At 30.0% G+C, this 26,937-nt stretch carries 35 protein-coding genes; 21 read left to right on the top strand and 14 right to left on the bottom strand.

Annotated features, from left to right (window positions below):
- The first annotated feature begins 30 nt into the window (after positions 1-30).
- Positions 31-1,317: a histidinol dehydrogenase gene (hisD, locus tag ACTT9Y_RS01340; protein ID WP_440927904.1), complete on the top strand. Its 1,287-nt coding sequence runs from the start codon at positions 31-33 to the stop codon at positions 1,315-1,317.
- Here the strand turns inward: hisD and ACTT9Y_RS01335 are convergent.
- The 6 genes from ACTT9Y_RS01335 to ACTT9Y_RS01310 form a co-directional block, all read right to left on the bottom strand.
- Complete coding sequence (locus ACTT9Y_RS01335) at positions 1,314-2,576, bottom strand: MGH1-like glycoside hydrolase domain-containing protein (RefSeq protein WP_440932672.1); 1,263 nt, start codon at positions 2,574-2,576, stop codon at positions 1,314-1,316. The genes hisD and ACTT9Y_RS01335 overlap by 4 nt on opposite strands.
- Positions 2,576-3,769 carry a carbohydrate ABC transporter permease gene (locus ACTT9Y_RS01330; protein ID WP_440932671.1) on the bottom strand — a complete coding sequence of 398 codons (1,194 nt, stop codon included), beginning with the start codon at positions 3,767-3,769 and terminating at the stop codon, positions 2,576-2,578. Before ACTT9Y_RS01330 ends, ACTT9Y_RS01335 begins: the two co-directional genes overlap by 1 nt.
- Positions 3,759-5,018 carry a carbohydrate ABC transporter permease gene (locus tag ACTT9Y_RS01325; RefSeq protein WP_440932670.1) on the bottom strand — a complete coding sequence of 420 codons (1,260 nt, stop codon included), beginning with the start codon at positions 5,016-5,018 and terminating at the stop codon, positions 3,759-3,761. Before ACTT9Y_RS01325 ends, ACTT9Y_RS01330 begins: the two co-directional genes overlap by 11 nt.
- Positions 5,019-5,065: 47 nt before the next feature.
- The gene (locus ACTT9Y_RS01320; RefSeq protein WP_440932669.1) at positions 5,066-6,397 is read right to left on the bottom strand and encodes an ABC transporter substrate-binding protein; all 1,332 of its coding nucleotides are present in this window, start codon (positions 6,395-6,397) and stop codon (positions 5,066-5,068) included.
- 143 nt (positions 6,398-6,540) lie between these two features.
- Positions 6,541-7,596 (bottom strand): ABC transporter ATP-binding protein, encoded by a 1,056-nt coding sequence (locus ACTT9Y_RS01315; RefSeq protein WP_440932668.1) that lies wholly within the window; start codon positions 7,594-7,596, stop codon positions 6,541-6,543.
- A gap of 1 nt (position 7,597) precedes the next feature.
- The gene (locus tag ACTT9Y_RS01310; protein ID WP_440932667.1) at positions 7,598-8,683 is read right to left on the bottom strand and encodes an ester cyclase; all 1,086 of its coding nucleotides are present in this window, start codon (positions 8,681-8,683) and stop codon (positions 7,598-7,600) included.
- Positions 8,684-8,733: 50 nt separating this feature from the next.
- On the opposite strand from ACTT9Y_RS01310, the gene ACTT9Y_RS01305 reads away from it, so the two are divergent.
- The 7 genes from ACTT9Y_RS01305 (at position 8,734) to ACTT9Y_RS01275 (ending at position 15,698) form a co-directional block, all read left to right on the top strand.
- Complete coding sequence (locus tag ACTT9Y_RS01305) at positions 8,734-9,678, top strand: cupin domain-containing protein (protein ID WP_440932666.1); 945 nt, start codon at positions 8,734-8,736, stop codon at positions 9,676-9,678.
- Positions 9,678-10,640 carry an ester cyclase gene (locus ACTT9Y_RS01300; RefSeq protein ID WP_440932665.1) on the top strand — a complete coding sequence of 321 codons (963 nt, stop codon included), beginning with the start codon at positions 9,678-9,680 and terminating at the stop codon, positions 10,638-10,640. The genes ACTT9Y_RS01305 and ACTT9Y_RS01300 overlap by 1 nt, the downstream gene beginning before the upstream one ends.
- A 3-nt stretch (positions 10,641-10,643) precedes the next feature.
- Entirely contained in the window at positions 10,644-11,771 is a 1,128-nt protein-coding gene (locus ACTT9Y_RS01295) for a cobalamin-independent methionine synthase II family protein (protein ID WP_440932664.1), read from the top strand.
- An 83-nt stretch (positions 11,772-11,854) separates the two neighbouring features.
- Positions 11,855-13,075, top strand: a complete 1,221-nt coding sequence (locus ACTT9Y_RS01290) for an ABC transporter substrate-binding protein (RefSeq protein WP_440907711.1) — start codon at positions 11,855-11,857, stop codon at positions 13,073-13,075.
- A gap of 51 nt (positions 13,076-13,126) precedes the next feature.
- The gene (locus tag ACTT9Y_RS01285) at positions 13,127-14,155 is read left to right on the top strand and encodes a carbohydrate ABC transporter permease (RefSeq protein ID WP_440932663.1); all 1,029 of its coding nucleotides are present in this window, start codon (positions 13,127-13,129) and stop codon (positions 14,153-14,155) included.
- 2 nt (positions 14,156-14,157) lie between these two features.
- Entirely contained in the window at positions 14,158-15,039 is an 882-nt protein-coding gene (locus tag ACTT9Y_RS01280; RefSeq protein ID WP_075484542.1) for a carbohydrate ABC transporter permease, read from the top strand.
- Positions 15,036-15,698 carry an HAD-IA family hydrolase gene (locus tag ACTT9Y_RS01275; RefSeq protein WP_440932662.1) on the top strand — a complete coding sequence of 221 codons (663 nt, stop codon included), beginning with the start codon at positions 15,036-15,038 and terminating at the stop codon, positions 15,696-15,698. Before ACTT9Y_RS01280 ends, ACTT9Y_RS01275 begins: the two co-directional genes overlap by 4 nt.
- Here the strand turns inward: ACTT9Y_RS01275 and ACTT9Y_RS01270 are convergent.
- Genes ACTT9Y_RS01270 through ACTT9Y_RS01260 form a run of 3 tightly spaced genes read right to left on the bottom strand, consistent with a single transcriptional unit; the run spans position 15,685 to position 17,465 of the window.
- Entirely contained in the window at positions 15,685-16,440 is a 756-nt protein-coding gene (locus ACTT9Y_RS01270) for an alpha/beta fold hydrolase (protein ID WP_440932661.1), read from the bottom strand. The genes ACTT9Y_RS01275 and ACTT9Y_RS01270 overlap by 14 nt on opposite strands.
- Positions 16,437-17,042, bottom strand: a complete 606-nt coding sequence (locus ACTT9Y_RS01265) for a LysE/ArgO family amino acid transporter (protein WP_440932660.1) — start codon at positions 17,040-17,042, stop codon at positions 16,437-16,439. The genes ACTT9Y_RS01270 and ACTT9Y_RS01265 overlap by 4 nt, the downstream gene beginning before the upstream one ends.
- A gap of 12 nt (positions 17,043-17,054) precedes the next feature.
- Positions 17,055-17,465, bottom strand: a complete 411-nt coding sequence (locus ACTT9Y_RS01260) for a VOC family protein (RefSeq protein WP_271560141.1) — start codon at positions 17,463-17,465, stop codon at positions 17,055-17,057.
- Between the two features lie 80 nt (positions 17,466-17,545).
- On the opposite strand from ACTT9Y_RS01260, the gene epsC reads away from it, so the two are divergent.
- Positions 17,546-18,130, top strand: a complete 585-nt coding sequence (gene epsC / locus ACTT9Y_RS01255; protein ID WP_440907704.1) for a serine O-acetyltransferase EpsC — start codon at positions 17,546-17,548, stop codon at positions 18,128-18,130.
- Positions 18,123-19,124 carry a cysteine synthase A gene (locus tag ACTT9Y_RS01250; RefSeq protein WP_440932659.1) on the top strand — a complete coding sequence of 334 codons (1,002 nt, stop codon included), beginning with the start codon at positions 18,123-18,125 and terminating at the stop codon, positions 19,122-19,124. The genes epsC and ACTT9Y_RS01250 overlap by 8 nt, the downstream gene beginning before the upstream one ends.
- Here the strand turns inward: ACTT9Y_RS01250 and ACTT9Y_RS01245 are convergent.
- Entirely contained in the window at positions 19,121-19,537 is a 417-nt protein-coding gene (locus ACTT9Y_RS01245) for a hypothetical protein (protein ID WP_271560130.1), read from the bottom strand. The two genes, ACTT9Y_RS01250 and ACTT9Y_RS01245, sit on opposite strands and share 4 nt — an antisense overlap.
- 157 nt (positions 19,538-19,694) lie before the next feature.
- Here ACTT9Y_RS01245 and ACTT9Y_RS01240 point away from each other — a divergent pair, with 157 nt between their 5' ends.
- The 10 genes from ACTT9Y_RS01240 (at position 19,695) to ACTT9Y_RS01195 (ending at position 23,469) form a co-directional block, all read left to right on the top strand.
- A complete protein-coding gene (locus ACTT9Y_RS01240) occupies positions 19,695-20,093 on the top strand; it encodes a cupin domain-containing protein (RefSeq protein ID WP_440932658.1) in 399 nt (132 codons plus the stop codon).
- 11 nt (positions 20,094-20,104) lie between these two features.
- Positions 20,105-20,491: a hypothetical protein gene (locus ACTT9Y_RS01235; RefSeq protein WP_440932657.1), complete on the top strand. Its 387-nt coding sequence runs from the start codon at positions 20,105-20,107 to the stop codon at positions 20,489-20,491.
- Between the two features lie 3 nt (positions 20,492-20,494).
- Positions 20,495-20,785: a hypothetical protein gene (locus ACTT9Y_RS01230; RefSeq protein ID WP_440925102.1), complete on the top strand. Its 291-nt coding sequence runs from the start codon at positions 20,495-20,497 to the stop codon at positions 20,783-20,785.
- 17 nt (positions 20,786-20,802) lie between these two features.
- Positions 20,803-21,084 carry a hypothetical protein gene (locus ACTT9Y_RS01225; protein WP_440925101.1) on the top strand — a complete coding sequence of 94 codons (282 nt, stop codon included), beginning with the start codon at positions 20,803-20,805 and terminating at the stop codon, positions 21,082-21,084.
- 76 nt (positions 21,085-21,160) lie between these two features.
- Positions 21,161-21,511 carry a cupin domain-containing protein gene (locus tag ACTT9Y_RS01220; protein WP_440932656.1) on the top strand — a complete coding sequence of 117 codons (351 nt, stop codon included), beginning with the start codon at positions 21,161-21,163 and terminating at the stop codon, positions 21,509-21,511.
- The gene (locus ACTT9Y_RS01215; protein WP_440927926.1) at positions 21,511-21,834 is read left to right on the top strand and encodes a hypothetical protein; all 324 of its coding nucleotides are present in this window, start codon (positions 21,511-21,513) and stop codon (positions 21,832-21,834) included. Before ACTT9Y_RS01220 ends, ACTT9Y_RS01215 begins: the two co-directional genes overlap by 1 nt.
- A gap of 15 nt (positions 21,835-21,849) precedes the next feature.
- A complete protein-coding gene (locus ACTT9Y_RS01210) occupies positions 21,850-22,170 on the top strand; it encodes a nuclear transport factor 2 family protein (protein WP_440907701.1) in 321 nt (106 codons plus the stop codon).
- Entirely contained in the window at positions 22,171-22,761 is a 591-nt protein-coding gene (locus ACTT9Y_RS01205) for a 2-hydroxychromene-2-carboxylate isomerase (protein WP_440932655.1), read from the top strand.
- Between the two features lie 38 nt (positions 22,762-22,799).
- Positions 22,800-23,132 (top strand): DMT family transporter, encoded by a 333-nt coding sequence (locus tag ACTT9Y_RS01200; RefSeq protein WP_075484752.1) that lies wholly within the window; start codon positions 22,800-22,802, stop codon positions 23,130-23,132.
- A gap of 1 nt (position 23,133) precedes the next feature.
- Entirely contained in the window at positions 23,134-23,469 is a 336-nt protein-coding gene (locus tag ACTT9Y_RS01195; RefSeq protein WP_075484748.1) for an SMR family transporter, read from the top strand.
- Here the strand turns inward: ACTT9Y_RS01195 and ACTT9Y_RS01190 are convergent.
- From ACTT9Y_RS01190 to ACTT9Y_RS01180, 3 genes are read right to left on the bottom strand one after another with little or no spacing between them, the layout of a single operon-like run.
- Positions 23,448-23,819 carry a DUF952 domain-containing protein gene (locus ACTT9Y_RS01190; protein WP_440932654.1) on the bottom strand — a complete coding sequence of 124 codons (372 nt, stop codon included), beginning with the start codon at positions 23,817-23,819 and terminating at the stop codon, positions 23,448-23,450. The genes ACTT9Y_RS01195 and ACTT9Y_RS01190 overlap by 22 nt on opposite strands.
- Before the next feature lies 1 nt (position 23,820).
- Entirely contained in the window at positions 23,821-24,384 is a 564-nt protein-coding gene (locus ACTT9Y_RS01185) for a DUF924 family protein (protein ID WP_075484742.1), read from the bottom strand.
- The gene (locus ACTT9Y_RS01180) at positions 24,381-25,187 is read right to left on the bottom strand and encodes an inositol monophosphatase family protein (protein ID WP_440932653.1); all 807 of its coding nucleotides are present in this window, start codon (positions 25,185-25,187) and stop codon (positions 24,381-24,383) included. The genes ACTT9Y_RS01185 and ACTT9Y_RS01180 overlap by 4 nt, the downstream gene beginning before the upstream one ends.
- Positions 25,188-25,254: 67 nt before the next feature.
- Between ACTT9Y_RS01180 and ACTT9Y_RS01175 the strand changes: the two genes are divergently transcribed.
- Positions 25,255-26,358, top strand: coding sequence for a TauD/TfdA family dioxygenase (locus ACTT9Y_RS01175; protein WP_440932652.1), 1,104 nt, complete (start codon positions 25,255-25,257; stop codon positions 26,356-26,358).
- Here ACTT9Y_RS01175 and ACTT9Y_RS01170 read toward each other — a convergent pair.
- Positions 26,348-26,935 carry an FMN-dependent NADH-azoreductase gene (locus ACTT9Y_RS01170; RefSeq protein WP_440932651.1) on the bottom strand — a complete coding sequence of 196 codons (588 nt, stop codon included), beginning with the start codon at positions 26,933-26,935 and terminating at the stop codon, positions 26,348-26,350. The two genes, ACTT9Y_RS01175 and ACTT9Y_RS01170, sit on opposite strands and share 11 nt — an antisense overlap.
- Positions 26,936-26,937: the final 2 nt, after the last annotated feature.

Below are 26,937 nucleotides of genomic sequence, written 5' to 3'. Positions count from 1 at the left end.
TTTAAATAAACTTAATTTTGAAGGAGTAAAATGGCTATAACATATCTAAAAAGATCACCTAAAACTTCATCTACAGATGATACTAAGACGCGAGAAATAGTAGAAAATATTTTAAAAGATATTGAAAAAACCAAAGAAGAGGGATGTAAAGAACTTTCAAAAAAATTTGACAAATATGAAGGTGATGTAATTATTTCTAAAGAAAAAATTGAAGAGATTAAAAAAAATTTAGATCAAAAAACTAAAGATGATATTCAATTTTCCCATGAAAGAGTGAGGAAATTTGCTGAAGCACAATTAAAAAATTACGGTCAAGATTTTGAAGTTGAATTATCTGATGGTCTGTTTGCAGGTCAAAAATTAATTCCAGTAAATACTGCTGGTTGTTATGTCCCAGCTGGTAGGTATGCTCATATAGCATCTGCCGTAATGAGTGTAACAACAGCCAAAGTAGCAGGAGTTAAAAATATAATAGTTTGTAGCTCACCTAAACCTGGTGTTGGTGTGCATCCATCAATTGTTTATACGGCAGATTTATGTGGCGCTGATGTAATTATGAATTTAGGTGGTGTTCAAGCTATTGCAGCAATGACTAACGGATTATTTGGAAATGCACCAGCAGATATTTTAGTTGGACCAGGAAATCAATTTGTTGCTGAAGCAAAAAGACTTTTATTTGGTAAAGTTGGTATCGATTTATTTGCAGGACCAACAGAAATTGCAGTAATTGCAGATGAGACAGCTGATCCTGAAATGGTTGCCTACGATCTTGTTGGACAAGCTGAGCATGGTTACAATTCTCCTGCATGGTTATTTACAAAAAGTAAAAAAATTGCTGATTATGTATTGCAAAGGGTTCCTGAATTGATCGAAGATCTTCCAGATTTACCTAGAGAAAATTCTGGTGCAGCATGGAGAGATTATGGAGAAGTAATATTATGCGATACTGATGAGGAAATTGCAAAAGTAAGTGATGATTATGCGCCAGAGCATTTAGAAGTTCAGACAAAAAATTTACAATGGTATCATGATAGACTTAAAAATTATGGCTCTTTATTTATTGGAGAAGAAACAACAGTAGCTTATGGTGATAAATGCTCAGGTACAAATCATATTTTACCAACAAAAGGTGCTGGAAAATATACAGGCGGTTTATTTGTTGGAAAATTTATCAAAACACTTAGCTTCCAAAGAATGAGTAAAGAGGCAACGAAAGAAGTGGGAGCAGCTTGTGCTAGAATTTCTAGATACGAAGGCATGGAAGCACATGCACGAACAGGTGATGTTAGATTAAGAAAATACGGCTTTTCAAACTAACTTTTATTAAGCTTTAAGTCTAAGTAAAGAGCTGCTGACCAAGAAAAATTTTTTGCACCCATTGGTTTACCATTCTTACAACTAAAATATTCAAAAAATCCTTTTTTTTCTAGTATTTGGATAGTTTTATTTTTTATTTTATCAGAAAATAACTTATCTTTATTTTTTAGTCCTTTATAAATAAACCAATTACAATTAATCCACACAGGGCCACGCCAGTATCTTTTCTCCTCAAAACTTTTATGATTTGATTTAATTGATGAAAAAAAATATTTTTCTTTTAAATTATGTTTTTTAAGGTTTTGAATAAGTCTTTTATTAATTTTATCATTATTGAAATCAGCAAATAATAAAAAATAATTGGTTATTGAAGGAATGTAGATCTTTTTATTATTTTTTATATCTTTTGAAAAAAAAGTTTTTCTTTTTTTATCATACAATTTAAGAAAATTTTTTTCTGTCACTTTAATATAATTATCTATTTTAGTTTTGTTAAATCCAAAAGTATCTAATAACGTAACGAGATCTTTGTTTGCTTTTAAAAATATTGAATTAAAACCTACGTCTACAACATTAAAAAATGAGGATTTGTAAACCTTCTTTGGATTATATTTCAATTTTCTCAAATTGTTTTTGATTGTTACATACCGATCGTAATCAATATCTAATGGTCTAAAATCTGGATTTACAACTTTATTATCAGCTCTCTTATATTTAATATTTTTCTCAATTTTTACTTTATTCATAGGCTCATCCCATATAGGAGAATTATCGTATCCACTTTCCCATGGATGCAAAATCGATACTAAACCAGTTTTTTTTGGATCTCTATATTTAATAAACCATTCATGAAATTTATTTATTTTTTTTATTATTTTTTTTATATTTAAAAGTTGAGATTTGTTAATTTTATTTTTATTTAAAATTTCCTTTAAAATTGTTGCTAATATTGGTGGTTGAGTTATTCCAGATGAATGAATTTTATTACCACAATTCCACGCAGTGTAATTTGGATAATAATTTGTTTTTGTGTTATGAAATAGAATATGTGGAACCATTCCATCATTCCATTGTCCATCTAATAATGAATTTATTTCTTTTAATGCAAAGTTTAAATTAAAGTAAGAATAGCCGAGAGCTATAAAACCAGAGTCCCAATTCCACTGAGCTGGATAAAGTTTGCTATTAGTTGGCAAAGTATAACCTCTCCTTCTATTGCCAAGTAAAGTTTTTTTTGCTTTATTAATTGAAATTTTCATTAACCCTTCACACTTCCAGCGGTTAGACCACTTACTAGATATTTTTCAAAATAAACAAATATAAACAATACGGGCAACGTGACAACAACTGATCCTGCCATTAAATATTGTCTTGGGGTTTCGGCATCACCACTTAAATATTGAATTGCCCTTGATAGTGTAAATGAATTAGGATTATCCAAGAACATTAAAGAAAATAAAAACTCATTCCATGCAATCATAAATACATATAGTGCAACAGAAGAAATAGCAGGGATACTTAGAGGAATTATAATTTTTGTTATAATTCCGAACCAGCTTAATTTGTCCAATATTGCTGCTTCCTCTAATTCTTTAGGTATGCTTTTAAAATAACCTTGCAGCATATAAATTGCTACTGGGAGTGTGGTTGCTGTGTAAACAATCAATAAACCCTCTATTGAATTTCGTAATCCTAATTGACTAAAAATTGTGTAAAGTGGAATTACAAGCACAATTGCCGGAAACATATATATTATAAGTATGGATGTAGACAAAAATGTTTTTCCAAAAAAATTCAATCTTGCAACTGCATAAGCTGCAGGAATTGCAAAAAGAAGGGTTATAATAACTGTACCTACAGAAACAATTGTACTAGTCAAAATATACTTTCCAAATTTATAAGATTTAAAAATAACAAAGTAGGATTTAAATAAATCTTTAATATCTTGCCCAAAGTTAATACTGAAATCTAAAGGATTAACCAACAATGCAATCTGTGTCTTAAAACTCGTAATTAACATCATGTAAAATGGAAATAATATTACGAATGAAAAAAATAAAATTCCAAATAAAGTTAAAAAGTCAAATAAAATTACTTGAGTTGAGTGCTCTTCTTTTAAACCTATAAAACTATATTTGCCAATTTTATAACTAAAAAAATATAATATTAAAAATACTCCCACATTATACCAAATAGGTAATTTTTGAATTAAATAGCCATCACAAAAAACAAATACTAATGAAAAAATTATTGATTTATATATTGATTTAATTCTATTAGCTATTCCAAGGTGAGCTAACGATATTAATAATCCTAAAATGAAAAGTACTTCTATTTTAAAACTATTGATGTTTAAACCCTGTAACGTAGCTAATATTTTCCAGATTGAAATTAAAAAAATTAAGAAAAAGCTAGAAATTAATGAAAATATAATTGTGTTCTTAATTCTCATCTACCCTCTTTCCTAAAAGTCTGAAATAAAAAAACATAAACATTAAAAGCAATACAACAATTACTATTGAAACAGCTGAGCCCATTCCAATATCTGATATTGCGAAACCTTGCTGATAAACATTTATTGGCAAAGTTCTTGTTCCAGATGCCCCTCCGGTTAATAAAAAAACATCCTCAAATTTATTAAAATTCCATATAAATCTAATCATAAAAAGAATTGAAATTACTGCGGTAATTTGAGGAAGTGTAATTTTAAAAAACTTTTGAAAAGGACTAGCACCATCAACATCAGCAGCTTCATATAATTCTTTTGGTATGGCTTGAAGTCTTGCAAGAATAAATAAAAAGGCTAAAGGGAAATACCTCCAAATTTCAAACATTATAACTGTTGTAAGTGCTAATCTTAATTTAAAATCAAAACCAAAAATACCAATTTCAATATATTTTTGTCCAAGTAAATTTATTGGAGTTTCAATAATTTGATAATTCAATAACAAACTATTAAGTGTCCCACTGTTTGGGTCCAATAATAGTTCCCAAGTGTAAGCTAAAGCGACAACTGGAGCTACATAAGGGAAAAGTAAAACACTTCTCATAAAAGTTCTTCCATAAAATTTTTGGTTAACCATCTGAGCAGTTAAAATACCAAATACAATAGACCCAACTGTTCCAAAAAATGTGTAATAAAAAGTTGTAAGTAATAAGTCTACAAATTCATTTTCGAATAAAACCTTTTTAAAGTTTTTGAGAGTAAAGTTAGTATTAAGTAATATATTATCAGATTTTCCCTCTAATTTTGGCTTAATTGACTTAAGATTTTTTTTGTCTATTTTTGATCCATCATTTGTTGCAAATATTACTTGGAAATTTTCCCTATATTTAGCTGGCCAATTTCCAAATTCACATTTTAGATTTTGCCTTTTATAAGAGCATCTTGGATCTAAATTTTCTATTTCAAAAGTTTTTGGGAAATTATCTTGAAACGAAACATCTCTTATCTCTTGAATTAATGAACTGTTTCTTAATTTATATAGTATTTTTATTTTAGAAGGCTCATCAGAAATAGATTTTACAATTTTTTTTGCTCTAGGTTCTGGAATTCTAATATCTTTTAACTCAACCTCTTTAAAGCTAATCCAAACATTTGCAAAAATTGGAAATAAAATTATTGAAAAAACTAATAGGACTGCAGGTAAAGTTAGGATGTATGCAGTTTTTTTTTCTGTATTTGCTAGAGTATCATTCATAAAAAAAGCGGATAATTTATATTATCCGCTTTTTTATAAAATTAAAATTATTTGAATTTAGCTAATGATTTGTTAATCATATCAACAGCTTCATCGACATCAATTTGATCATCAATATAAAGTCTAGTAATTCTATTAATAAATTGAGAATTTATAACTTTTGATGCTCTTGATAGTTCACCTTCTTTAACACCCCATCTATTTGCAGTATCCAAACCAGCTACAATATTATTAATTACATCTGGGTCGTATAGATCTGACAAAGGAGCTTTTCTATCAACTCCAACAGGTAGTTTACTCCATGCTTTTGTGAAAGCCTCAGGGTCACTCGAATTTCCTCTTCTTACAGGAAATTTACCTTCTGGAGCAATGGATAGTGTGCTTGCATAACCTTCATCCATAGAGTACATGACAAATTGTTTAGCTTCATCGGTATCAGCATCAGCTGTTATACCAAAGTATCTAATATCTGCCCATGCAGCACCTTTTTTGTTACTAGGTCCACTAAAATTTGTAATGAAACCAGTTTTAGATGCTAGTTCAGGTGATGTTGGATCACTGTTAATTGTTGGTGGAGCTGAATCTCTTAATCCAGCAAGTTCATCCATAATAAATGGAGACCAAATTATCATTGGAGTTTTACCTGCAAAGTAAAGTGCTCTAGATTGTTTCCAGTACAATTCCCCTGGAGGACTTGCTTTAGCAATTACTTTATAAAACTCTAATGCTTCTTTAAGTTTCTTACCTTGTTTCTTGATACCACCTTTTTTAACAATATTAACACCATTTGCTAAAAGTACATGCTCTAAAACCTGACTCATGAAATTTTCATCAGTTTTTGTAGCAGCAACAAAACCAAACATGCCGTTTTGTTTTGATAATTTCTCAACCGCAGCAACAATGTTTGCATAACTTGTTGGTGGAGCTAAATCTGCATTATCAAAAAGGTCTTTTCTATAAACAACCATTTGTGTCCATCCATCAACCGGAACAGCTGCAATCTTTGAACCTTTTTTAGCCATGTTAAGTGCACCAGGTGCAAATGTGTCTTTACCTAGGTCTTTAACTACAGCATTGTTGGCATCTACATCTAAAATTCCTGCTTCAGCCCATGGTAATACATATTGTAGAGTATGATAGATCACATCTGGTAAATCACCTGCAGCAGCAGCTGCTGTAGCTCTAGTTCCCAAATCTTTTTCTTCTACTGGGATCACCTCTACTTTAATTCCTGTTTTAGCTTCAAAAGCTTTTGCCATTTCCTCTTGCTTAGCCATTCGGGCAGGCTGAACTTCTGTAGTCCAAAACTTTATGTCTGCGTAAACAATACTTGAAATAAAAAAAGATATTACGCAAAACAGTCTTATTATATTTTTCATTTCCCCTCCTATTTATAGTTAAAACTATATTAATTTGAGAATGTTTCGCAAACTACTCACTGTCACATATCAGATATGTGCTAGCCTCATAGCAAATATCAAAAAATTGGGAAAAAATTGAAATTTGTCAATTGTAAGTTGTGCTAAGATTTTAGTCTTTTTCCATTTTCATCAAAAATAAAAATGTCATTTAGATCAAATCCAATTTTATTTCCAATTTCTATGTTGCTTGGGATTTTGGCACTTAATTGATGTTGTTCTTTTTTCATGTAAGCAATTTTTTCGTTACCTAAGTTTTCAATTAATTCTATTTCAGGATTAAAAGTAAATTGATTTTCTTGATTTGCTTTTAAGTGTTCAGGTCTTATGCCCACAAAGTGTTTTGATTTATTGAGTTTTAGGTTATCAAACATAATATCATTACCTAATAACCTAATTTTGTTATCAGAAATTACGTTTTTTTCATCAATTTCTAAAATATTCATTTTGGGTGTACCAATAAATTGAGCTACAAAAATATTTGCTGGGTCGTTATAAATTTCTTCAGGGGTACCAACCTGTTCGATGTTACCTTGGTTTAAAATAACTATTCTATCAGCTAAAGTCATAGCTTCAACCTGATCATGAGTAACATATATCATGTTGGTTTTTATTTGATTATGTAATTTTGATATTTCTACTCTCATTTCAGCCCTTAAAGCAGCATCTAAATTTGATAATGGTTCATCAAATAAAAATATTTTTGGATTTCTTGTAATAGCTCTTCCTATTGCAACCCTTTGTCTTTGACCTCCAGATAATTGTTTTGGTTTCCTCTCAAGAAGTTCTTCAATTTTTAGAATTTTTGCCGCTTGCATAACTTTTGTATTGATTTCTTCTTTTGGTCTTTTTTCTATTTTTAAACCAAAAGACATATTTTCATAAACATTCATGTGAGGGTAAAGTGCATAAGACTGAAAAACCATTGCAGTTTGTCGCTTTGAAGGATGAAGTTCATTAATTTTTTGATCGTTAATAAAAATTTCACCTTCATCAATTTTTTCTAATCCGGCAATCATTCTCAATAATGTTGATTTTCCACATCCGGATGGTCCAACAAGAACAAGAAACTCATCCTCTTTACCTAAAAGATTAAAATCAGTAATAATTTTATTTGATCCAAAAGATTTATGCACACCTGTAAATTTTATATTTGCCATTTTAATTTTTTATATTTTCTAAAATATCTATTCCGATTTGTTTTAATATATGAATTATATCAATTGGTACCCAGTTTTCACGAATTTTTCCTTCATCATGATGATAAAAATCCATAACTCTCATAGTTACTTTTTGATTGTCAGATTTATAACCTAGCCAGTCATCAGTTCCATAAGTAGCATGAATACTATTCCAGCCAGCAGTTAAAGAAAATTTTCCATCTCCTAATTCACAATAATGACCAAGTTCCCAATAATTTCTTTCTTTAAAAGTTTTTCTAAACGGTAATTGATGATTATCTACAAATCCCTCTAAAGTTCTTGCAGTACCAATGCCGCTTGGTCCATACCAAACCATTTTATCATGCCAATAATCACTTTGTGGATGATTGATTAATCTTTCTTTAAGATCTTTATCAGAAGAAACTTCCAGTTCAGGTTTTATATTTAAGCTTCTCTGCATAGTAAGTGATTGTTTCAAATTATTTTTCGAAATTTGTATGTCCTTTTCAAAAAAATTTATACCATCAGTATTAATTGGGTTTAGCCAATTTCCTTCAGAGCCTCTTGAATTATTTAATGGATTTTTTCCTGTTTGAATTAATAGATCTATTAAATCAATTAAAATATAACTCTCAATAATCTTGTTATTTTTTAGTTCGTGAATTTCACAACATTTTAGATTTATCATTTTGTTGTTTGGTTTGATGCTCAACCATGTTTTTTTAAACACTCCTGATAAAGTAGAAATTGTTCCGACTTGAATTTTATCCCTAAAAGCGCCACTAATTACTAACTGTTCTCTCCTTTCAAGATCAGGAAATGAGTTAAACAATGGTTTCCAGAATTTTTCTTTAAAATCATCAATTCCATTAAATTCATTTAATGGATAGAAACAATTAATACTAACATCTTTTGAGAACATATTTTGAAGGTTTTGATCAAGCCTAGAGATACCCTCTCTTACAATCGTTCCTAAATATTTTCTAACAACCTGTTTATAATTATAGTTTTCTTCAGGTGTTATATCTATTTTTTCTACATTCTTCTGACCCTTAAGACCTGTATCAAATTGTTCTATTTGCATAAATTTTTTGTTAGATAAATTTAGTATCACAAAATATAGTTTAAAAAAATATGAATAATCGATTAGCTAAATTTGAAGATCTTGTACCAAGCACTTTGCCATTTGTTGAGGGAAAACTTGAGGGACACAGAGAAAGAAAAAATTATTCTATTGTAGGTCCTGGAGTTGCGGAAGATAGTAAACAATTCGTTAAAATAGCAATGCCTCATAGCTTTAATTTAGGTGCAGTCTCAGCATTGCCAAAAAATGGCTCAGGTCTCCACAGTCATACAACTGCTGAAGTTTTTATTATCTATTCTGGTAAATGGAGGTTTTATTGGGGCGCTGAAGGTAAAGATGAAACAATTCTAAGTGCAGGAGATATAATTTCTATGCCAACTAATATGTTTAGAGGATTTGAGAATGCAGGAAATAAAGAAGGATTAATTTTTGTTGTATTAGGTGGAGATGATCCAGGAATAATCACGTGGGTACCTAGTATCTTAGAAAAAGCTAAACAGACAGGAATGGCCCTTCTAAATGATAATTCGCTAATTGATTTATCTTTAAATGAAATTCCTAAAGATAAATCCCTACTTAAACCAATTTCTTCTGAAGAAATTAAAAAATTTGATAATTATAAATTAAATGAACTTGAAAAATACATTTGTAAATTTTCTGATAGAACAAATTATGAAAATAAAATAAATGAGGATTTTAATTTAATTCAAGTATTAGGTGGTACTTTTCAAGATAAAAAGTTTAATCCTGTTATAAATCAAAATACAGGTTTTAACTTTTCTATTTTAAAAGCAAAAAAGGGTAAATTAGAAAATTTGAAATTTTTAAAGCCTACAATAATGTTCTCACAGAAAGGAAGTTGGCAAATAAAAATTGATGATTTTTTAATGAAACTTAATCCTAGAGATACAATTTCTATTCCAATTAATTCACAAGTAAATATTGAAATTAATGATGATGAAGAAAATTTATTGAATTGTGTAAATCAAATCTAATGAAAGGGTTTGATAAAAAATATAAAAGTTTTCCTGATTTTATTCTGAAGATTACAAAACAAATTTGGGAAGGTAAAGACGTAAACTCTATAGCAGATTTTTATACCAATGATATTCCTGTAAGATCTCCTTTTGGAGTTACTTATGGAAATAAACCAGTTATTGATTCAACATTTAAAACGCTTAAAGAATTCCCGGACAGACAATTATTGGGAGAGGATGTTATTTGGAATAGAAACAATCATGACAGTTATCATTCCTCTCATAGAATTTTAAGTAAAGGTACTCATCTTGGAGAAGGTTATTACGGCAAACCAACAGGAAAAAAAATTTATTATAGAGTTATTGCAGATTGTGCATGTAAAGATAATCAGGTTTACGATGAGTGGATTGTAAGAGATCAAGGTGCTATGGTTAGACAAATTGGTTTCACTCCTAAAGAATTTGCTCAAAAAATTATTGAAAATGAAGGTGGATTAGAAAAAGCACAAAAATTATTTAATTCTAAATCTGATATGAGTTCAGAGTATAAACCGAGCCCTGTACCAAAAAACTCTGTCGGAATTAAATATTCAAATATACTAAATAAAATTTTCAACGATGATTATGATTTTTCTGATTATGCCAGAGCCGGGAGTATTTATTGGCCAGGTAATAGAATTGGACATGGTAGAGAAGATATTCTGAAATTTTGGAGTTTAATAAAAGAAGCTTTAAGTAATATAAAATTTTCTATTGAACATATTGGATACTTAGAGGAACCCAATAAAAATTATAAGGCATCAATTAGATGGTTTTTAGAAGGTGTTCATTCAAATGATACTTCCGAGTTTGGTGAAGCAACAAATAAAAATATTTTTGTAATGGGTATTAATCATGCAGAAATAAGTGACGGAAATGTTATAAGGGAATGGGTTTTATTTGATGAAGTGGCAATCTGGAAACAAATCTTGATGAAATAATTTATGGTCAAAATTAAAACAACACATGTTGGAAGTCTACCAAGATCAAATGAGTTATCAGATCTTTTATTTAAGAAAGATCAAAAGCAAAAAATTAATTTAGATGTATTTGATCAAATAGTTAACAGAGATGTAAATGAGGTTGTTAAAAAACAAATCGATGTAGGTATAGATTTTATCAGCGATGGTGAAATGTCTAAAATAAGTTATGCTACCTATGTTAAGGATAGAATTGATGGTTTTTCTGGTGAAAGTGATAGAAAAGCGCCAAAAGATTTAGATGATTTTCCATCTTTTAAAGAAAGAATAGCAAGAACAGGTGGAACACCAACCTATACAAGACCCTGTTGTACAAATGAATTAAAAATAAAAGATAAAACTTCTCTTTCAAAAGATATTAAAAATTTTAGAGAAGCATTAAATAAAAATAATCATAAAAATGGATTTATGAATGCTGCTTCGCCAGGTGTTATATCTGCATTCTTACCAAATAAATTTTATAAAAATGATGATGAGTATTTAGAAAATTTATCAAATGTAATGAAAGAAGAATATGAAGAAATTACTTCAAATGGAATAAAATTACAATTGGACTGCCCTGATTTAGCATTAGCTAGACACATGACATTTAAAGATTTTTCCGAAAACGAATTTTTGTTAAGAGCTGAAAAACAAATTGAATGTCTTAATAGTGCAATTAATAATATTGATAGTTCAAAAATAAGACTTCACATTTGTTGGGGTAACTATGAAGGACCACATTTACATGATATTGCCCTAGAAAAAATAATGCCGATAGCATTAAAGGCAAATGTACAAACCTATCTAATTGAGTCATCTAATCCAAGACACTCTCATGAGTGGCAAATTTTTGAAAATTTAAAAATTCCAAGTGATAAAATAATTGCTCCAGGTGTAATAGATTCTACTACAAATTTTATAGAACATCCCGAAGTTGTAAAAAATAGAATTTTAACCTTTTCTAAAGTCATTGATGCAGAACAATTACTAGCTGGCACTGATTGTGGATTTAGTACCTTTGCTGGTTTTGGAAATGTAGACGAAAATATAGTTTACAAAAAACTTGAATCACTTGTGAGGGGCTCAGAGCTTGCGTCAAAAGTGATTTAATTATCTCTTTTATTCTTTTTGAGGAATAGATATAGTTTTTGTACTTAAATTATAATTTAACTAACAAATATAGAGAGAAAAATATGAGAAAAATACTAGTTACTTTATTGTTTCTACTATTTGGAACTTCTGCTTTTGCAGATTGTAACATTAAAAGTGGTTCAATAAATATTTTGGCTAATGATTTTCCTGCATTAAGAACTTTCGTTGAAACTTCTAAACAATGTAAAGGAAGTGCTGATTTTAAAGTGACTCACTCATCAGAGCACAATAAAATTGCAGTGCCAGCATTAACTGCGAATCCCTCTGAGTTTTCAGCTAGGATCGCTGCTAATAGTTCAATTGTTCCTTTAATGAACCAAGATTTAATTAGACCATTAGACGATCTTGTTAAAAAATATGGTAAAGGAATTCAGGACTCACAATTAATTACTATTGATGGAAAAGTAATGGCTGTAGCATTTATGGCTAATACACAACACTTATACTACAGAGAAGATGTTTTAAAAGATCTTGGTATAGCTGTTCCAAAAACATACGAGGAAGTAGTTGCTGCATCTGAAAAAATCAGAGCCTCAGGTAAAATGCAATATCCTTATGCTGCAGCTTATAAAGCAGGTTGGAATTTAGCAGAAGAGTTTGTAAACATGTTTATTGGTCATGGTGGTGAATTCTTTAAAGCTGGTGGCGCACAACCTAACATTAATAATGCAAAGGGTGTTGCTACTTTAAACATGCTTAAAAAATTATCTGAACTAAGTAATCCTGATTACTTAACTCACGATAGTGAAGCTATTAAAGTTGAATGGGAGTCAGGTAATGTTGCATTAATGACATTGTGGGCTTCAAGATCAGGTACTCTTTTAGATGATGAAGGAGATCCAAATATTACTAAAGCAACAAAACTAACTGGACCAGCCACGGTGGGTGGTGGAAATATTCCAGCAGCTACATTATGGTGGGATGGTTTTACGCTTGCTAAAAACAGATCAGATGCAGACGCAGAAGCAACATTTAGAGCTTTAGCGCATGCAGCATCAAATAAGAAAATGGTAGCTGACGCTGCTGACCAAGCTGTTTGGTTAGTTGAAGGATTTGTACCAGGACCAAAATCTATTGGTGTAATTGAAGCTGTAAAAATGGGAGCAAAACCATATCCAATGTTACCGCAAATGGGTTTAATGCATGGTGCATTAGGAAGTGAGATTGTTGAGTTTTTACAAGGTAAAGAGTCAGCTGAACAAGCATTAAAAGATGTTGAGGCTGCTTACATTAGTAAAGCTAAAGAACAAGGCTTTCTATAAAATCTAAAAACTTCTAAGTGGGGATTTATTCCCCACTTAATCAAAATTTAAATGCCTAATAAAACATTTTTTTGGTTTTTTTTACCAACAGGTCTAGCAATGATCCTGTTTATTGGGCTGCCGATTATTTCGACAGGTATTCAATCTTTTTATGCGCAACACGATCAAGTAGTTAAAGAAGTTAAAAAGTGTGACCCTTTTGGTTGTACTGTTTCAATAGTTGTAGATAACGAAGAAACTACAAAATTAAGAGAAGCAAAGCCGCTTGGTAAATTTAATGGGTTTGGAACCTATGTAGATAGAAATCATCTTGCTATTGATGAAATTAAAAAATTTTGGAATGAAACTGAGAACTTTGGTGCTTTCGTTGATCAAGTAACCAATCTTCCATTTTACAAAGCATTAATATTTACCCTAACCTATTGTCTATTTGTTACACCGAATGTTCTTTTATTAGGATTTATTATTGCTTTAAGTTTAAATGCTGTTGCAAGAAAAATTAGGGGTCCATTAATTTTTGGTACGATATTGCCTATGATTGTCACACCTTTAGTAGGGTCACTTGTATTATTTTGGATGATAGATTCTCAAGGGATTATTGGAGCTAATATTCAAAATTTAATGAATGATCCGTATTTATCACTTAAATCCTCTAAAACATTAACCTGGATCACTATTATTATATATGGAATTTGGCATCATTCACCTTTTGCATTTGTAGTATTTTATGCAGCTCTTCAAACAGTTCCTCAAGAACCAGTGGAAGCAGCAATTATTGATGGTGCTTCAAGGTTTCAAAGAATTAAACATATAGTGTTACCACATATTTATCCTGTAGTTACATTTGTGGCTTTGATTTCGTTAATGGATAACTTTAGAGTTTTTGAGCCAATAATTGGTTTCAGTGCTGAGGGAAGTGCGCAATCATTATCATGGTTAATCTATGATAATTTAGTTAATGAGGAAGTAATATTATTTGGATCTGCTGCAGCGACCTCTATGATGACGATTGTTGGTATAGCAATTTTATTAGCGCCAGTTTTAATAAGAACATGGAAAGAATTTAAGACAGCGAGATAATTATGGATTATGGTTTAGATAAAAAATCAACAAGTTTAAAAACTTTTAATACAATCTTTATTATCGTTTGGCTTTTAATTGCTTGCTTTCCTTTCATTTGGACTTTTTGGGGATCATTTAAAGTTAGAGCTGATTTTTTTTCAAGATCAGATTGGTGGTATGCAATTTCTGCTTTTAACACTTTAATTGAAACTGGTGGAAAATTTACAACAGATGCATATACCCAAGCTTGGACTGAAGGAGAATTTTGGAAAGCTTCAAAGAATACAATAATTGTGACTGTATTTGTCGTAAGTATTTCTTTGTTTTTAGGTACACTAGGTGCTTACGCTCTTTCAAGATCAACTGAAAGATATGCATTTTGGATATTAATTGCTGCATTAATATTTAGAGCAATGCCTCACATCACTTTAGTATCTGGATATTTATTTCCATTTTTTCAATTACAAATATGGGGAATTCTCCCTACAACTATTATTGTGCTAGTTGCAATTAATCAACCATTTACTTTATGGTTACTATATTCATTTTTTAAAACAGTCCCTAAAGAGCTTGATGAAAGTGCTTTAATAGATGGATGTTCATACTTTCAAGCTTTTAGACATATTATCATGCCAGTGATGTGGCCAGGAGTAATTACTGCAGGATTATTTAGTTTAATGCTTGCTTACAATGATTTTACGGTAACCGCATTACTTTTAAACCAAGAAAATCATACAATGGTTCCAAAAATTCAAAGTTATTTAGGAACAAATCAGCATGAAGGTAATTTAATGTGGGCAGTTTCTGCAGTAGTTTCAGCAACAGCCCCTCTATTTATGTTGGTGATGTTTTTTCAAAGACAGGTTATTAGTGGTTTAACTGCTGGAGCTGTAAAAGGTTGAAGTATTACAAAGCTTTACTTTTTGGTTCTATTGGATCAATTGTCGAAACTTCAGAGATTCAAAGAAAGTCATTTAACAAAGCATTTAAACAATATGGGCTTGATTGGAATTGGACTAAGCGAGAGTATGTAAGTTTACTAAATAAATCTGGGGGAAAAGATAGAATATCTAGATACGCAAAGAAGAATAAAGAAATTGTAAACTCTACATATTTAAGAAATTTAAAAACTAAAATATTCAATAATTATCTTAAAAAAAACCAGCTTAAATTAAGACCAGGTGTTAAAAATTTAATTTTATTCTGTAAGAAAGAAAAAATAAAATTAGCTTTTGTCTCATCAACATCTACAAACAATATAAATGCAATCTTATATTCATTAAGGAATTCAATACATAAAAAAGATTTTAGTTTTATAGGTAATTCAAAATTAGTAAAAAAATTTAAACCAAATCCTGCAATATATTTGCTAGCACTAAAAAAACTTAAGATTAAAGCTAACGATTGTTTGGCCATTGAAGACACGCAAGAAAGCCTAAATTCAGCTAAGCGAGCTAAAATAAAATGTATAATTTTTCCTGGAAAATTTCACTCTTCAAGAAAATTTATTGGTGCTTATAAAAAAGTTTATAGACTTAGTAAAAATATTATTTTGAAATAAATTCTTTTACTAAATTATTAAATTGATCAGGCTGTTCTAAATGAACATTATGAGCACAATCTTTAAAAATTTCTAAACGACTATTTTTTATGTTTTTATTTAATGTATCAACTTGATCAAAGTTATAAGAGGTATCTTTATCACCCCATATAATCAAAGTTTTATTCTTTATATTTTTTAAATTATCTATTCCTCTCCAATTTTTCATTGCCAGTAAAGCATTATCAGCAGTCTCTAAAGAAACATTTTTGACTGCATTTTTACATAAATAATAATTTTTATCTTTAACTCCTTTAACAAACCATTTTTTTGGGACTCTAGAAAATGAAACCTCAATTCCATCCTTTTTTAATTTTTCTCTTGTTTCATCAATTGTTTCAAATCTACCGGGAATTTCTCCAATTGATCCGGTAGCAAAACAAATTAATTTATTAACTCTACCACCAATTAGTTTTGTAATTTCTTGAACAATCATTCCTCCCATTGAATGTCCAATTAGATTAAATTTATCAATATTTTTTTGATCTAATAAATTTATTATTTGTCTGGCCATTTTATTTATAGAGTCTAAAGATTTAACATTATGACTTTCACCAAACCCTGGAAGAGCTGGAATTATTACACGATAATGTTTTGAAAAAAATTTTTTTTGAAAGTTCCACATTTCAGATGAGCCTAAATAACCATGAACAAAAACAAATGGAAACCCTTTACCTACGTCCTCTACATAAATATTACTCACAACATTTCCTTAATAATAAAAAAAATTAAGACAGTCATAAAACCTATAATAAATATATTAATTACTTTCCAAATTTTTTTACTTTTAGCATACTTTGATAAATAATTAGATAAATACCCTAATAAAAAAAAAAATAAAAATGATGCTATAGACGCACCTACTCCAAATAAAATTTTTTGATTTAGTAAATAATTTTTTGAAAAATTTCCAAGAAAAAAAACTGTATCAGAATAAACGTGTGGATTTAAATAGGTAAATCCTAAAGTTTTTAATATGATGTTTAACTTTGAAATATTATTTGGCTTAGTACTAAAGTAAAAATCTAAATAATGAGATTTTATTTTTTTATAAATAAAGTGAAGTAAAAATAAAACTAAAAATAAATTTAGAATTAGTTCAATTAAAGAATTAAAATACTGATTAAAATAATGGAAAAGGAAAATACCTAAAAAAATTAATATCAGATCTGATAAAGAGCATATTAAACAAACAATAAATACATGTTGGTTTTTTAAACCTTGTTCTATAACAAAAATATTCTGGGCACCTATAGCTAAAATTAAGCTAATCCCTGTGAAGAAGCCTAATACTAGGTATTCCATTAAGGTTTTGGACTACTCTGGATTTGCTGTTAAAGTTTTAATTTCTAGTATATTTTCGTTTGGGTCTTTAACAAAGAAAGTTTCTTGCTCATATTTTGTTCCTTTAAATCTCAAATAAGGTTCGTCGTAATACTTGGTTCCACTATCCTTTAATCTTTGTTTTAGAGCATCAAAGTCTTTTCTTGATAAATGAACACCAAAATGAGGAACTGAAACATTACCCATGTCTACATCGTGTCTCTCATTATCTAATTTATGTTCACTTTTATGTAAGGTTAATTCATTGCCCCAAAAATCTACATCTGCCCACTCTTGTGCTGAGTTGTCTAATCTACATCCCAAAGTTTCACTGTAAAACTTTTTTGCGATCTCTAAGTCTCCACACGGGATGGCTAGATGAAAACAATTGGTGTTTTTATACATTTAAACCTCTTTAAATTAAGCAATTAAGTACTATATAAGGCATATTATTTTTTAATCAACAGCAACTAAACTAAAGAAATATGAGTGATTTTTTACAATCCATAATTGATAGAGATCCTGCTGCAAGGTCTAAGTTAAGTTTAATATTAACTTACCCTGGTGTTAAAGCAGTTTTTTTTCATCGAATTGCAAATTTTTTTAGTACTGCAAAATTTCATTTGATAGCAAGAATCATTTCTCAATTTTCTAGATTCTTAACTGGAATAGAAATTCATCCTAATGCAAAAATTGGAAAAAATTTATTTATAGATCATGGAATGGGTGTTGTGATTGGTGAAACTTCAGACATTGGAGATAATGTAACTATTTATCACATGGTTACGTTAGGTGGAATTGCTCCAAGTATTAATTCAAATGACCAACGAAATATGAAAAGACATCCTACTATAAAAGAAGATGTGGTTATTGGCTCAGGTGCACAAGTATTAGGTCCTGTGGTCGTTGGCAAAGGTGCTAGAATTGGAGCAAATGCAGTTATTACAAAAGATGTTTCAGAAAATGCTGTAATGGTTGGAATTCCTGCAAGAAGTGTTGGAATAGCAGATAGTGAATTTAAACCTTATGGAATTACGTCTGATAGTGATAAAAAATCAGATAATGAATAATACCCAAAACGATTTTATTTCTGGAATAGGAAATACTCCATTAATTAAACTCAGAGCAGCCTCTGAAATTACTGGGTGTAACATTTATGGAAAAGCAGAATTTTTAAATCCCGGAGGATCTGTAAAAGATAGAGCTGCACTTGCATTAATAAAAGACGCTCAAGAAAAAAAATTAATTTCTAAAGGCGGGACTGTTGTTGAGGGAACAGCTGGTAATACAGGAATAGGTTTGGGTCTTTTAGGAAATTCTCTTGGTTACAAAACAATAATTGTAATGAATGACAATCAAACACAAGAAAAAAAAGATTTACTTAGAAACCTTGGAGCTGAATTAAGATTAGTTCCACCTAAGCCTTATAAAGATGATAACAACTTTGTAAAAGTAGCAGCGAGACTTGCAGATGAACTAAGACCTACAAATAATAACGGGGTTATTTGGGCTAACCAGTTTGATAATACTGCAAATGCTAGAGGACATTATGAGGGAACAGGTCAAGAAATCTGGGAACAAACTGATGGTAAAGTTGATGGTTTTGTTTGTTCTTCAGGTACTGGAGGCACAATTTCAGGTGTTAGCAATGCTCTTAAAGAAAAGAACAAAGATATAAAAATCTATTTATCAGATCCAAAAGGTTCTGCTCTTTATAATTATATTAAAAATGGTGAACTTAAATCGGAGGGTGGTTCAATTACTGAAGGAATTGGCTCAAGTAGAGTAACAGCTAACTTTGGTGAGGCCAAAATAGATGACGCCTATTCAATAGATGATCATGAGGCATTGCCTATACTTTATGACTTAATTCAAAATGAGGGTCTTAGCCTAGGAACTAGTTGTGGTATCAATATTGCGGGAGCTATTAGAATGGGAAAAGAATTAGGGCCAGGAAAAACTATTGTAACTATTCTTTGTGATAGAAGTGACAAATACGCAACTAAAATGTTTAATAAAAAATTTTTAGAAGAAAAAGGTTTGCCGATACCTAATTGGTTTTAAATATAAATTTTATCAGCTAATCCGTAAGTAAGAATAGCACTTAAAATTGTAAGTACTCCAGCAGCTATCACACCTTCACTGTTAGTTTTTTCAGTGTGTCCAAGTTTATTTATATAAATGGTATAAATACCAAATATTAAGTACATTAAATTTTGAACAAATACTAAATTAAAGAATGCCCAAGTTCCATTTACTCCACCATCTCTTACAAACATGATATAAAGAGCCATTAAGAAAGACCCAACAAAAGGAGCTCCAAAAAATCTTGTAATCACAGCTGCCGAGTGATCGATGTTATATTGATCCATAAAACTTTTTGTTCCAACTATAGCTCTAAAAGCATAAACAGCATAAACAAGGAAATGAACAATAAAGATTATAAGATAAACAATTCCATTAAATTTTTCGATCATAATTATTTATTATCAAATATTTAAGTTAAATAAAACAGCATAATCAAGATTTTTTACCCTCAGAAATTGCATAACTGTCGCGCGCTATAAACACAAGAGACTTCTAAACAATTATGAAACACTGATGGATAAATTAAAATAATTTATAGGAGTAATAATGAGAAAAATTTTGTTTGTTATGATGTTTTTAACGATTTCAAATTATTCTTTAGCAGATGGACATGTGAAGAGAATTATATCTACCAGTGAGACTGGTATGGGTAAGGAAATAGTTTACCCCTCAGGTAAAGCGATGATAACAGCTTTTGAATTTACTGTACCTGTTGGAAGTCCAGTTGTTGCTCATACTCACTCCTTTCCAGTGTTAATAATGATCCAACAAGGAGAGATTGAACTTACCCAAGGTGGTAAAAGCTATAACTATAAAGCTGGAGATGCATTTGTAGAAGATGTAGGTGTAGTTCATGAATCAAAAAATATTGGAAATGTACCGGTTAAAGCAATTGTTGTTGCAATAGGAGTTGAAGGTCAAAAAATTATGACACCGGTAAAATAGAAAGAGAAAAAATGAAAAAAATAATTTTTACGTTTTTATTGATTTTGCTAACAGCAACTTCACATGCAGATATGAGTGATAAAGAAATATCCGATTCCTTAAAATGTGCAGGAATTTTTACATCTACTCAATTTATTAAACAAGGTGAGCTTCCAAATGGAGATTTGGCTTACAAAGAAAATAGTTTGGCTGCAGCAAAGGTTACTAGAGAATTTCTTACAAATGAGGGTGTTTTAGAGGATAAAATAAATTCAAGTATAAATTCTACTGTTGATGAAATGTTTGGTAAACCTTATCAAAAAACTTTAATGGATAATTGCTATGCGTTTATTTTCAAATTAATACCAAATGGTAAAGAAAAAGTAGAAGAGACTTCGAAAACAATTTATGGAGGATAAAATATGATTATAAAAATAGAGGAAAATATAAAATCGTTTTCAGCATGGAGGGATATGGTTAAAGCTAATGCTGAAAAAATTAAAGGATTTGGTGCAACCATTATTTTTGCTGGTGTATCAAAAGAAGATGCTTCAAAATTTACAGTAATTGTAAAATATGCAACTATGGAGGGGTTTGAGGCATTTAAAAATGATAAAGAACTTCACGCAGCAAGAGCTGCAGCTGGAGTTGATTTAGATTCTGCAAAAATCACTCCCATGGATGGAGACTTTATGGAAAATTTTTCAGGATAATAAAATAGGAGGTTAAAATGAAAGATATATTGGTAGTAGGAAAACTAAAAGAAGGAGCCTTTGAAAAGTTTATGGGCTTTATGCAATCAGATGAGGGTATGGCTGAAAGAAAAAAAGTTGCAGATGTTTCAAAAACAATAGCTAGTGTCTCACCTGATAAATCAACAATAATGTTTAAAATTGCAGTTCATGACATGGCAGCACTTCATTCATTTTTGGATGGATCAAATCCAGTTTCAAAACCTGTATTTGATGAAGTGATGAATGGTTATGAAATTTACGAATTAGCTAAAGTATAATAGAAGACTGAGTCTACACATACTGACTAATCTCTGCTAGACTATATAGCTAAATAATTGGTAACAAGGAGGAAAAATGGCTGGGATAGAAGTAAAAAGTTTTGATAAAGCAGATGAGGTAAATGATAATTTTAATAATGCTAAAATCGAAGCGGTAAAAGTTGGAAATCAAAGATTGATGAAACTTACTTTGCAACCAGGTTGGCAATGGTCAAAAGATATAAAGCCAACAGTTGGTGGCGAAAGCTGTCAAGCTACACATCTTGGTATAATTATCTCGGGTGCTGTTTGTGCAAAACATAATGATGGAACTGAACTAACTTATAAAGCTGGTGATGCATATTCAATACAACCAGGTCATGATGGATGGGTTGTTGGAGATAAACCAGCAATAGTATATGAATTTCATGGAATGTGGGGTGAATAATGTCTAAATTTTATGTGATTGGAAAGGCAAGTCCTGAGTTATTAAAAAAAATGCATGCTGACCCTAACGCAGATAGAGGTGCGGTAATGAAATCAATGTGTGATAGCTTGGGAGTAAAAGCCATTAGTTATGAATGGTTAAGAGGACGTTTTGATGTTCTTTTCTGTGTTGAAGGAGATTATGAAAGCGTTCTTGCTATGAAAGTAACTGTTTTAAATAGTGGAATGATGTCAGATCTAATGGTTCATGAAGTATTTGATTACAACAGTGCATTTAAAAAGGCAGCTGATGTTTCAAAAAGTTATAAAAAACCAGGTGAATAAATAGAAAGGAATAATATGTCTATATTAGAAAAATATAGTGCTGCAATAAAAAATAAAGATGAAGCAGTGATGAATGATCTTTTGCATGATGATTTTAAATTCACAATGCATAAGTCAGGAAATGTTTTAGGCAAAAGTGACGTTATCAAATGGGCAATGAGCGGCGATATAAATCAAGATAAAGTAAGAGTTGTTTATGAAAATGACGAGGTTGGTGTTCATCATTCATTTGTCACTTTTGATGATGGAAATGTAGAGGCTGTAATGGCAGTTTATAAATATGATAATGGAAAAATTGTTAGTTTAGAAACTGGTGCTACACCTATGCCAAAGTAAGTGAGTGGTATTGATTTTTATTTTTCGATAGGGAGTACTTACACCTATCTTTCTGTAACTAGAATACTTGATGTTGAAAAACAACATCAAGTAAAATTTAATTGGAAACCCTTTTCAGTTAGAGCAATTATGAAGGAAATGAATAATATCCCATTTCCAAAAGACAAAATTAATAAAGTCAATTACATGTGGAGAGATATTGAAAGACGAGCAGAAGGATATGGTTTTTTTGCTAAGACACCAGTTCCCTACCCTCTATCTGAATTCGATTTAGCAAATCAAATAGCAATCTTAGGTTTTGAAAAAGGCTGGGGAGAAAAATTTGTAATGCTGACTTATAAAAAATGGTTTCAGGAAGGAAAAGAACCTGCAATTGAACCTAGCATTTCTGAGGTTTGTACTGAATTAAATTTAAATAAAGATGAAATAATATCAGAAGCAAAATCAGAAAATATAGAGTTAAAATACAACGAAAACACAAATTCAGCTCGTGAAAATAAAATTTTTGGTAGTCCATCTTTTATAGTGAAAAATGAAATGTTCTGGGGTGATGATAGAATGGAAGATGCTATTAAATGGTCTCTTAAATAATTCTATATATTCTCTCAAAATTCATTTAAAGTCATTGTATGAGTCTTGCTAGTTCATACTTATTTTTAGGTATTGCGGTATTTTTAGGTGTAACTTCTAATAGTTTTGCAAAAAGTGCTGAGGGTTTTACACTTCTTGTTCCAAGCATAATTACAGCAATTACAATTGTGTTGTGTATGTATGCACTGTCATTAGTAATGAAAAATATTCCTATGGGAATTACTTACGCCTCTTTTGCGGGACTTACAATTATAGCGACAGTCATCGTTGGTGTAATTAAATATAATCAAGTTCCAAATTTATATTCTATGATAGGCCTAGCATTTATTATAGTTGGGGTATTAATGGTAAATTTATTAGGAAATCAATAATATGAAACCTTTGTTGGGTTATTTATTTTTAGCTTTAGGTATTTCTTTTGGAATTGCATCCAATAGCTTAGCCAAAATTTCTGAAGGATTTACAAAATTAACTCCTTCTGTTTTATGCATTCTATTTATGTGTATTACAATGTTTTCAATTGCAAAGGCAATGCATGCTCTTCCAGTTGGTTTTGCTTATGCAACATATAGCGGGCTAACTGTAACGGGGGTTGTTCTATTTGCAGTATTAAAACTTAATCAGGTTCCAAATATTTACGGAATTGTAGGAATAATATTAATTATTGTTGGTGTAATTATGGTTAATTATCTTGGACGGCTAAACTGATATTTTTTTAAAATCTCTGGAAGTATATGATTTCCATCACCATTTAATGGCAACTCAAACTCTTCCTCAACATTTGCAATGTCTAAAGGCGAATATAAATGAGGATACATATCTCCATTTGAAGCTTGTTCCCATAGTAAGTGCTCAAGTTTAAATGCATTCACTTTTAATAAAAATAAATTATCTTTTTTTGGATAATGTCTTCTTAGGGTTTCCTCTACTTGATCTTCCTCTGAGAAATGTATGTAACCGTCTTCAATATCTTTTTTTGATCCTCCATAGGTTCCGGTTTGTTTGGCTTTTTGCCATTCATCTTTATCAATAATTTTGAAAATAAACTCTAAATTCATTTTACCAGGAAGAGTTTGGACCTTTTAAGAATTCTTTTTCTTCTTCAGTAGATTCTCGACCTAAAATTTCATTTCTATGTGGATATCTATGAAATAATCTAATAGCTTTTGTATGATCCTGCCAAAACTTTTTAATTTTATTATATTCTTCATGCTCTCTTAAATATTTATTTAATAAATAATATGCCATTTCGTGATCACTAATTTCCTCACTATGAATTAAAGGTAATAGCATAAAAAATCTTTGATCAACATTCATTGTTTCTAAATAACCGGAGTAAACTGCATCATTTACAATTAATCTTGTTTTTTGGTCCTGATCAAAAGCTCTTTTATTGCCTCTAAATAAATTTCGGGAAAATTGATCAAACAAAATTACAAGAGCTAGACAGCTCATTGGGTTATCTTGCCAATCGTCATACTCATTATTACATGCAAGCTCATAATCTTTTTGAAAATTTTCTCTGATTTTTTTATCAAAGATGTCATCTTTTTTGAAACGCATTTCAAAAGGGGTTTCTTTAAACCAAAAATCTAAAATAACTTGTGCTCTTTCTGGTATCATTTAGAGACTGGTTTTAATAATTTTAGAAAATTATTATGAATTTTTTTATTTGAAGAAACTAAGATATTTCCAGCGTTAGCGGCATCTCTATTATCCCAAGTACTAATGATACCACCTGCTGCCTTAATAATTGGTATAAGTGGGTGAATATCCCAAATTTTATTTGAGCACTGTATTACTATGTCTACTCTTCCTTCTGCTAAGTGAGAATAACTTAAAGCATCACTGCATGGAAATTGCATTAATTTTAAAATTTTTGGAATTTTTTTTTGTTTGTTTAATGACAACCACCCATGAAATGCTGCAGAAACCTTTATATTTTTAAATGTAGCTTTTTTATTTACTGATAATTTTTTCTTTTTTCCTTCAGCAACAACATAGGCAAGTTTATCAGAATAATTTAAATAATATTTTTTAAGAACTGGAAAGTTTGCTAATCCCAGAATTGGTGTTCCTTTAAAATTTAATGAAATTAAGTTACTCCAAGTTGGGTTTCCTATAACGTAGGATCTTGTTCCATCTATAGGGTCAATTACCCAAGTATAATCACTTTTAGAACTTGTTGAACCATATTCTTCGCCAATAACTTGGTGTGAAGGAAATTTTTTTTTAATCTTTGCGCGTATAAATTTTTCAAAGGCTCTGTCTGAAGTAGTTACTGGATCATAACCTTTGCCTTTAAGTTTGTTAGATACTTTAAAGGTTCTATTCAATTTTGAATGATAGAACTGAGTTAAATCCTTTGCTAATTGATTTAAAAAACTAGCATATATAGGGTATTTTTTTCTATCAAAATTAATCACACAGAACTCTTACTATTTAATTTATGTTGATTAAAGTTAAATTTTAAATAATCCTCAGGTAGCAGTTATGAAAATTGAGCTAAATCAAAATAAGGTTTTTTACAATAATGGTTCCGAAAAAAAAGAAATTCACCCATTTTGGTTGCGTGAAAGAGTAAATGGTGAAGAATACTTAGATAAGGGAACTCAACAGAGACTTTTTGATCCAACTTCTTTAAGTAATAATATTTCAATAAATAAAGCAAATATTAATGAAAAATATTTGGAAATTGACTTTAATGATGGTGTTAGTTTTAAACTAGAAATTGATAAAATTGCTTTAGAGTTTTCTAAAGAAGATATTGTTATTAAATCAATAGAAAAAGCTAAATGGGACTCGAGACTTAAAAATATTAAAAAATTTCAGTATCAAGAAGATTTTTATGAAAGTAGAGAAATGCATGATTTGCTTGTTTCTTTTTATAAATATGGATTTGTTATTATTAAAAATATTCCGACATCAAAAAACTTTATTGTAGAATTTGCAAACTCTATAGGAAGTGTACGAAGAACAAATTTTGGAGAATATTTTGATGTTAAATCTAAACCAGATCCCAATGATCTTGCTTATACATCTTTAGCCTTAGCTCCTCATACTGATAATCCTTATAGAAATCCTGTGCCTTGTATTCAGCTGTTACATTGTATTGAAAGTAAAGTATCAGGGGGATTATCAACCTTAGTAGATGGATTTACTGTTACAGAAGAATTAAGAAATAAATTTTCAGAATTTTATGAAATTTTAACAGAAGTAAAAGTTAGATTTAGATTTATAGATAAAGAGGTAATTCTTGAAAACATCTCCCCTTTGATTGAACTTAACGATGATAAAAGTTTTAAACAAGTCAGATTTAGTCCTAGACTAGACTACGTTCCGATTTTAGATAAAGAAAAATTAGATCTTTATTATCAAGCAAGAAAGAAACTATCTGAAATGTATAATTCTGAAAAATATAGAATTGAATTTAAACTTGAACCTAAAGACTTAATAATGATGGATAATCATCGATTACTTCATGGGAGAACATCTTATGAAACCAAACAGGGTGAAAGATTTTTACAAGGTTGTTATATTGATTTTGACAGTACCGAAGGGAAACTTAGACATCTAAAAAGAAAGTTTAATCTTTAAATAATTTTTCTATTTGTTCCTCTGCATCACTTATTGATTTTTCATAATCTAATGCCATTTGATCTGCACTAATTATATCTACTTTTTCAATCCCAAAAAAATTAAGAATAAATTTTAACCAAGGAGTTAAGAAATCCTCAGAGCTATTTAATTTTGTTCCTCCAGAGGTTATTACTAAATAGGCATGTTTATTTTTTAATAACCCTTCTCTTCTCCCATTAGGTTTAAATCTAAATGTTTCTCCTATTCTTGCTGCTAAATCTGACCAAGCTTTAAGTGTTGCGGGAGGACCATAATTATAAATAGGAGCTGAAATTATAATCACATCACTTTCTTTTAGCTCTTTTACTAATTTATCAGAAAGTTCGAACATTTTTTTGTGGTGCTCTGTCTGATCTTTTTCATCAATTTTCATACCCGACTCTGTTAGTCCGCTTACAAAAAACATTTCATCATCTAGATCACGATAAATCACCTCGTCTCCAGGCTTTTTAATTTTTTCTAAAAGCTTTTTAGCAAGTGCACGTGAAGTTGATCCTTTTTTTCTAGCACTTGAATCTATTTGGTAAATCTTCATTA

Source organism: Candidatus Pelagibacter sp. (assembly GCF_052049995.1).
Lineage (GTDB): Bacteria > Pseudomonadota > Alphaproteobacteria > Pelagibacterales > Pelagibacteraceae > Pelagibacter.
Note: the sequence above shows the minus strand (reverse complement) of the source record. Positions and strands in the feature narration are given on the sequence as shown.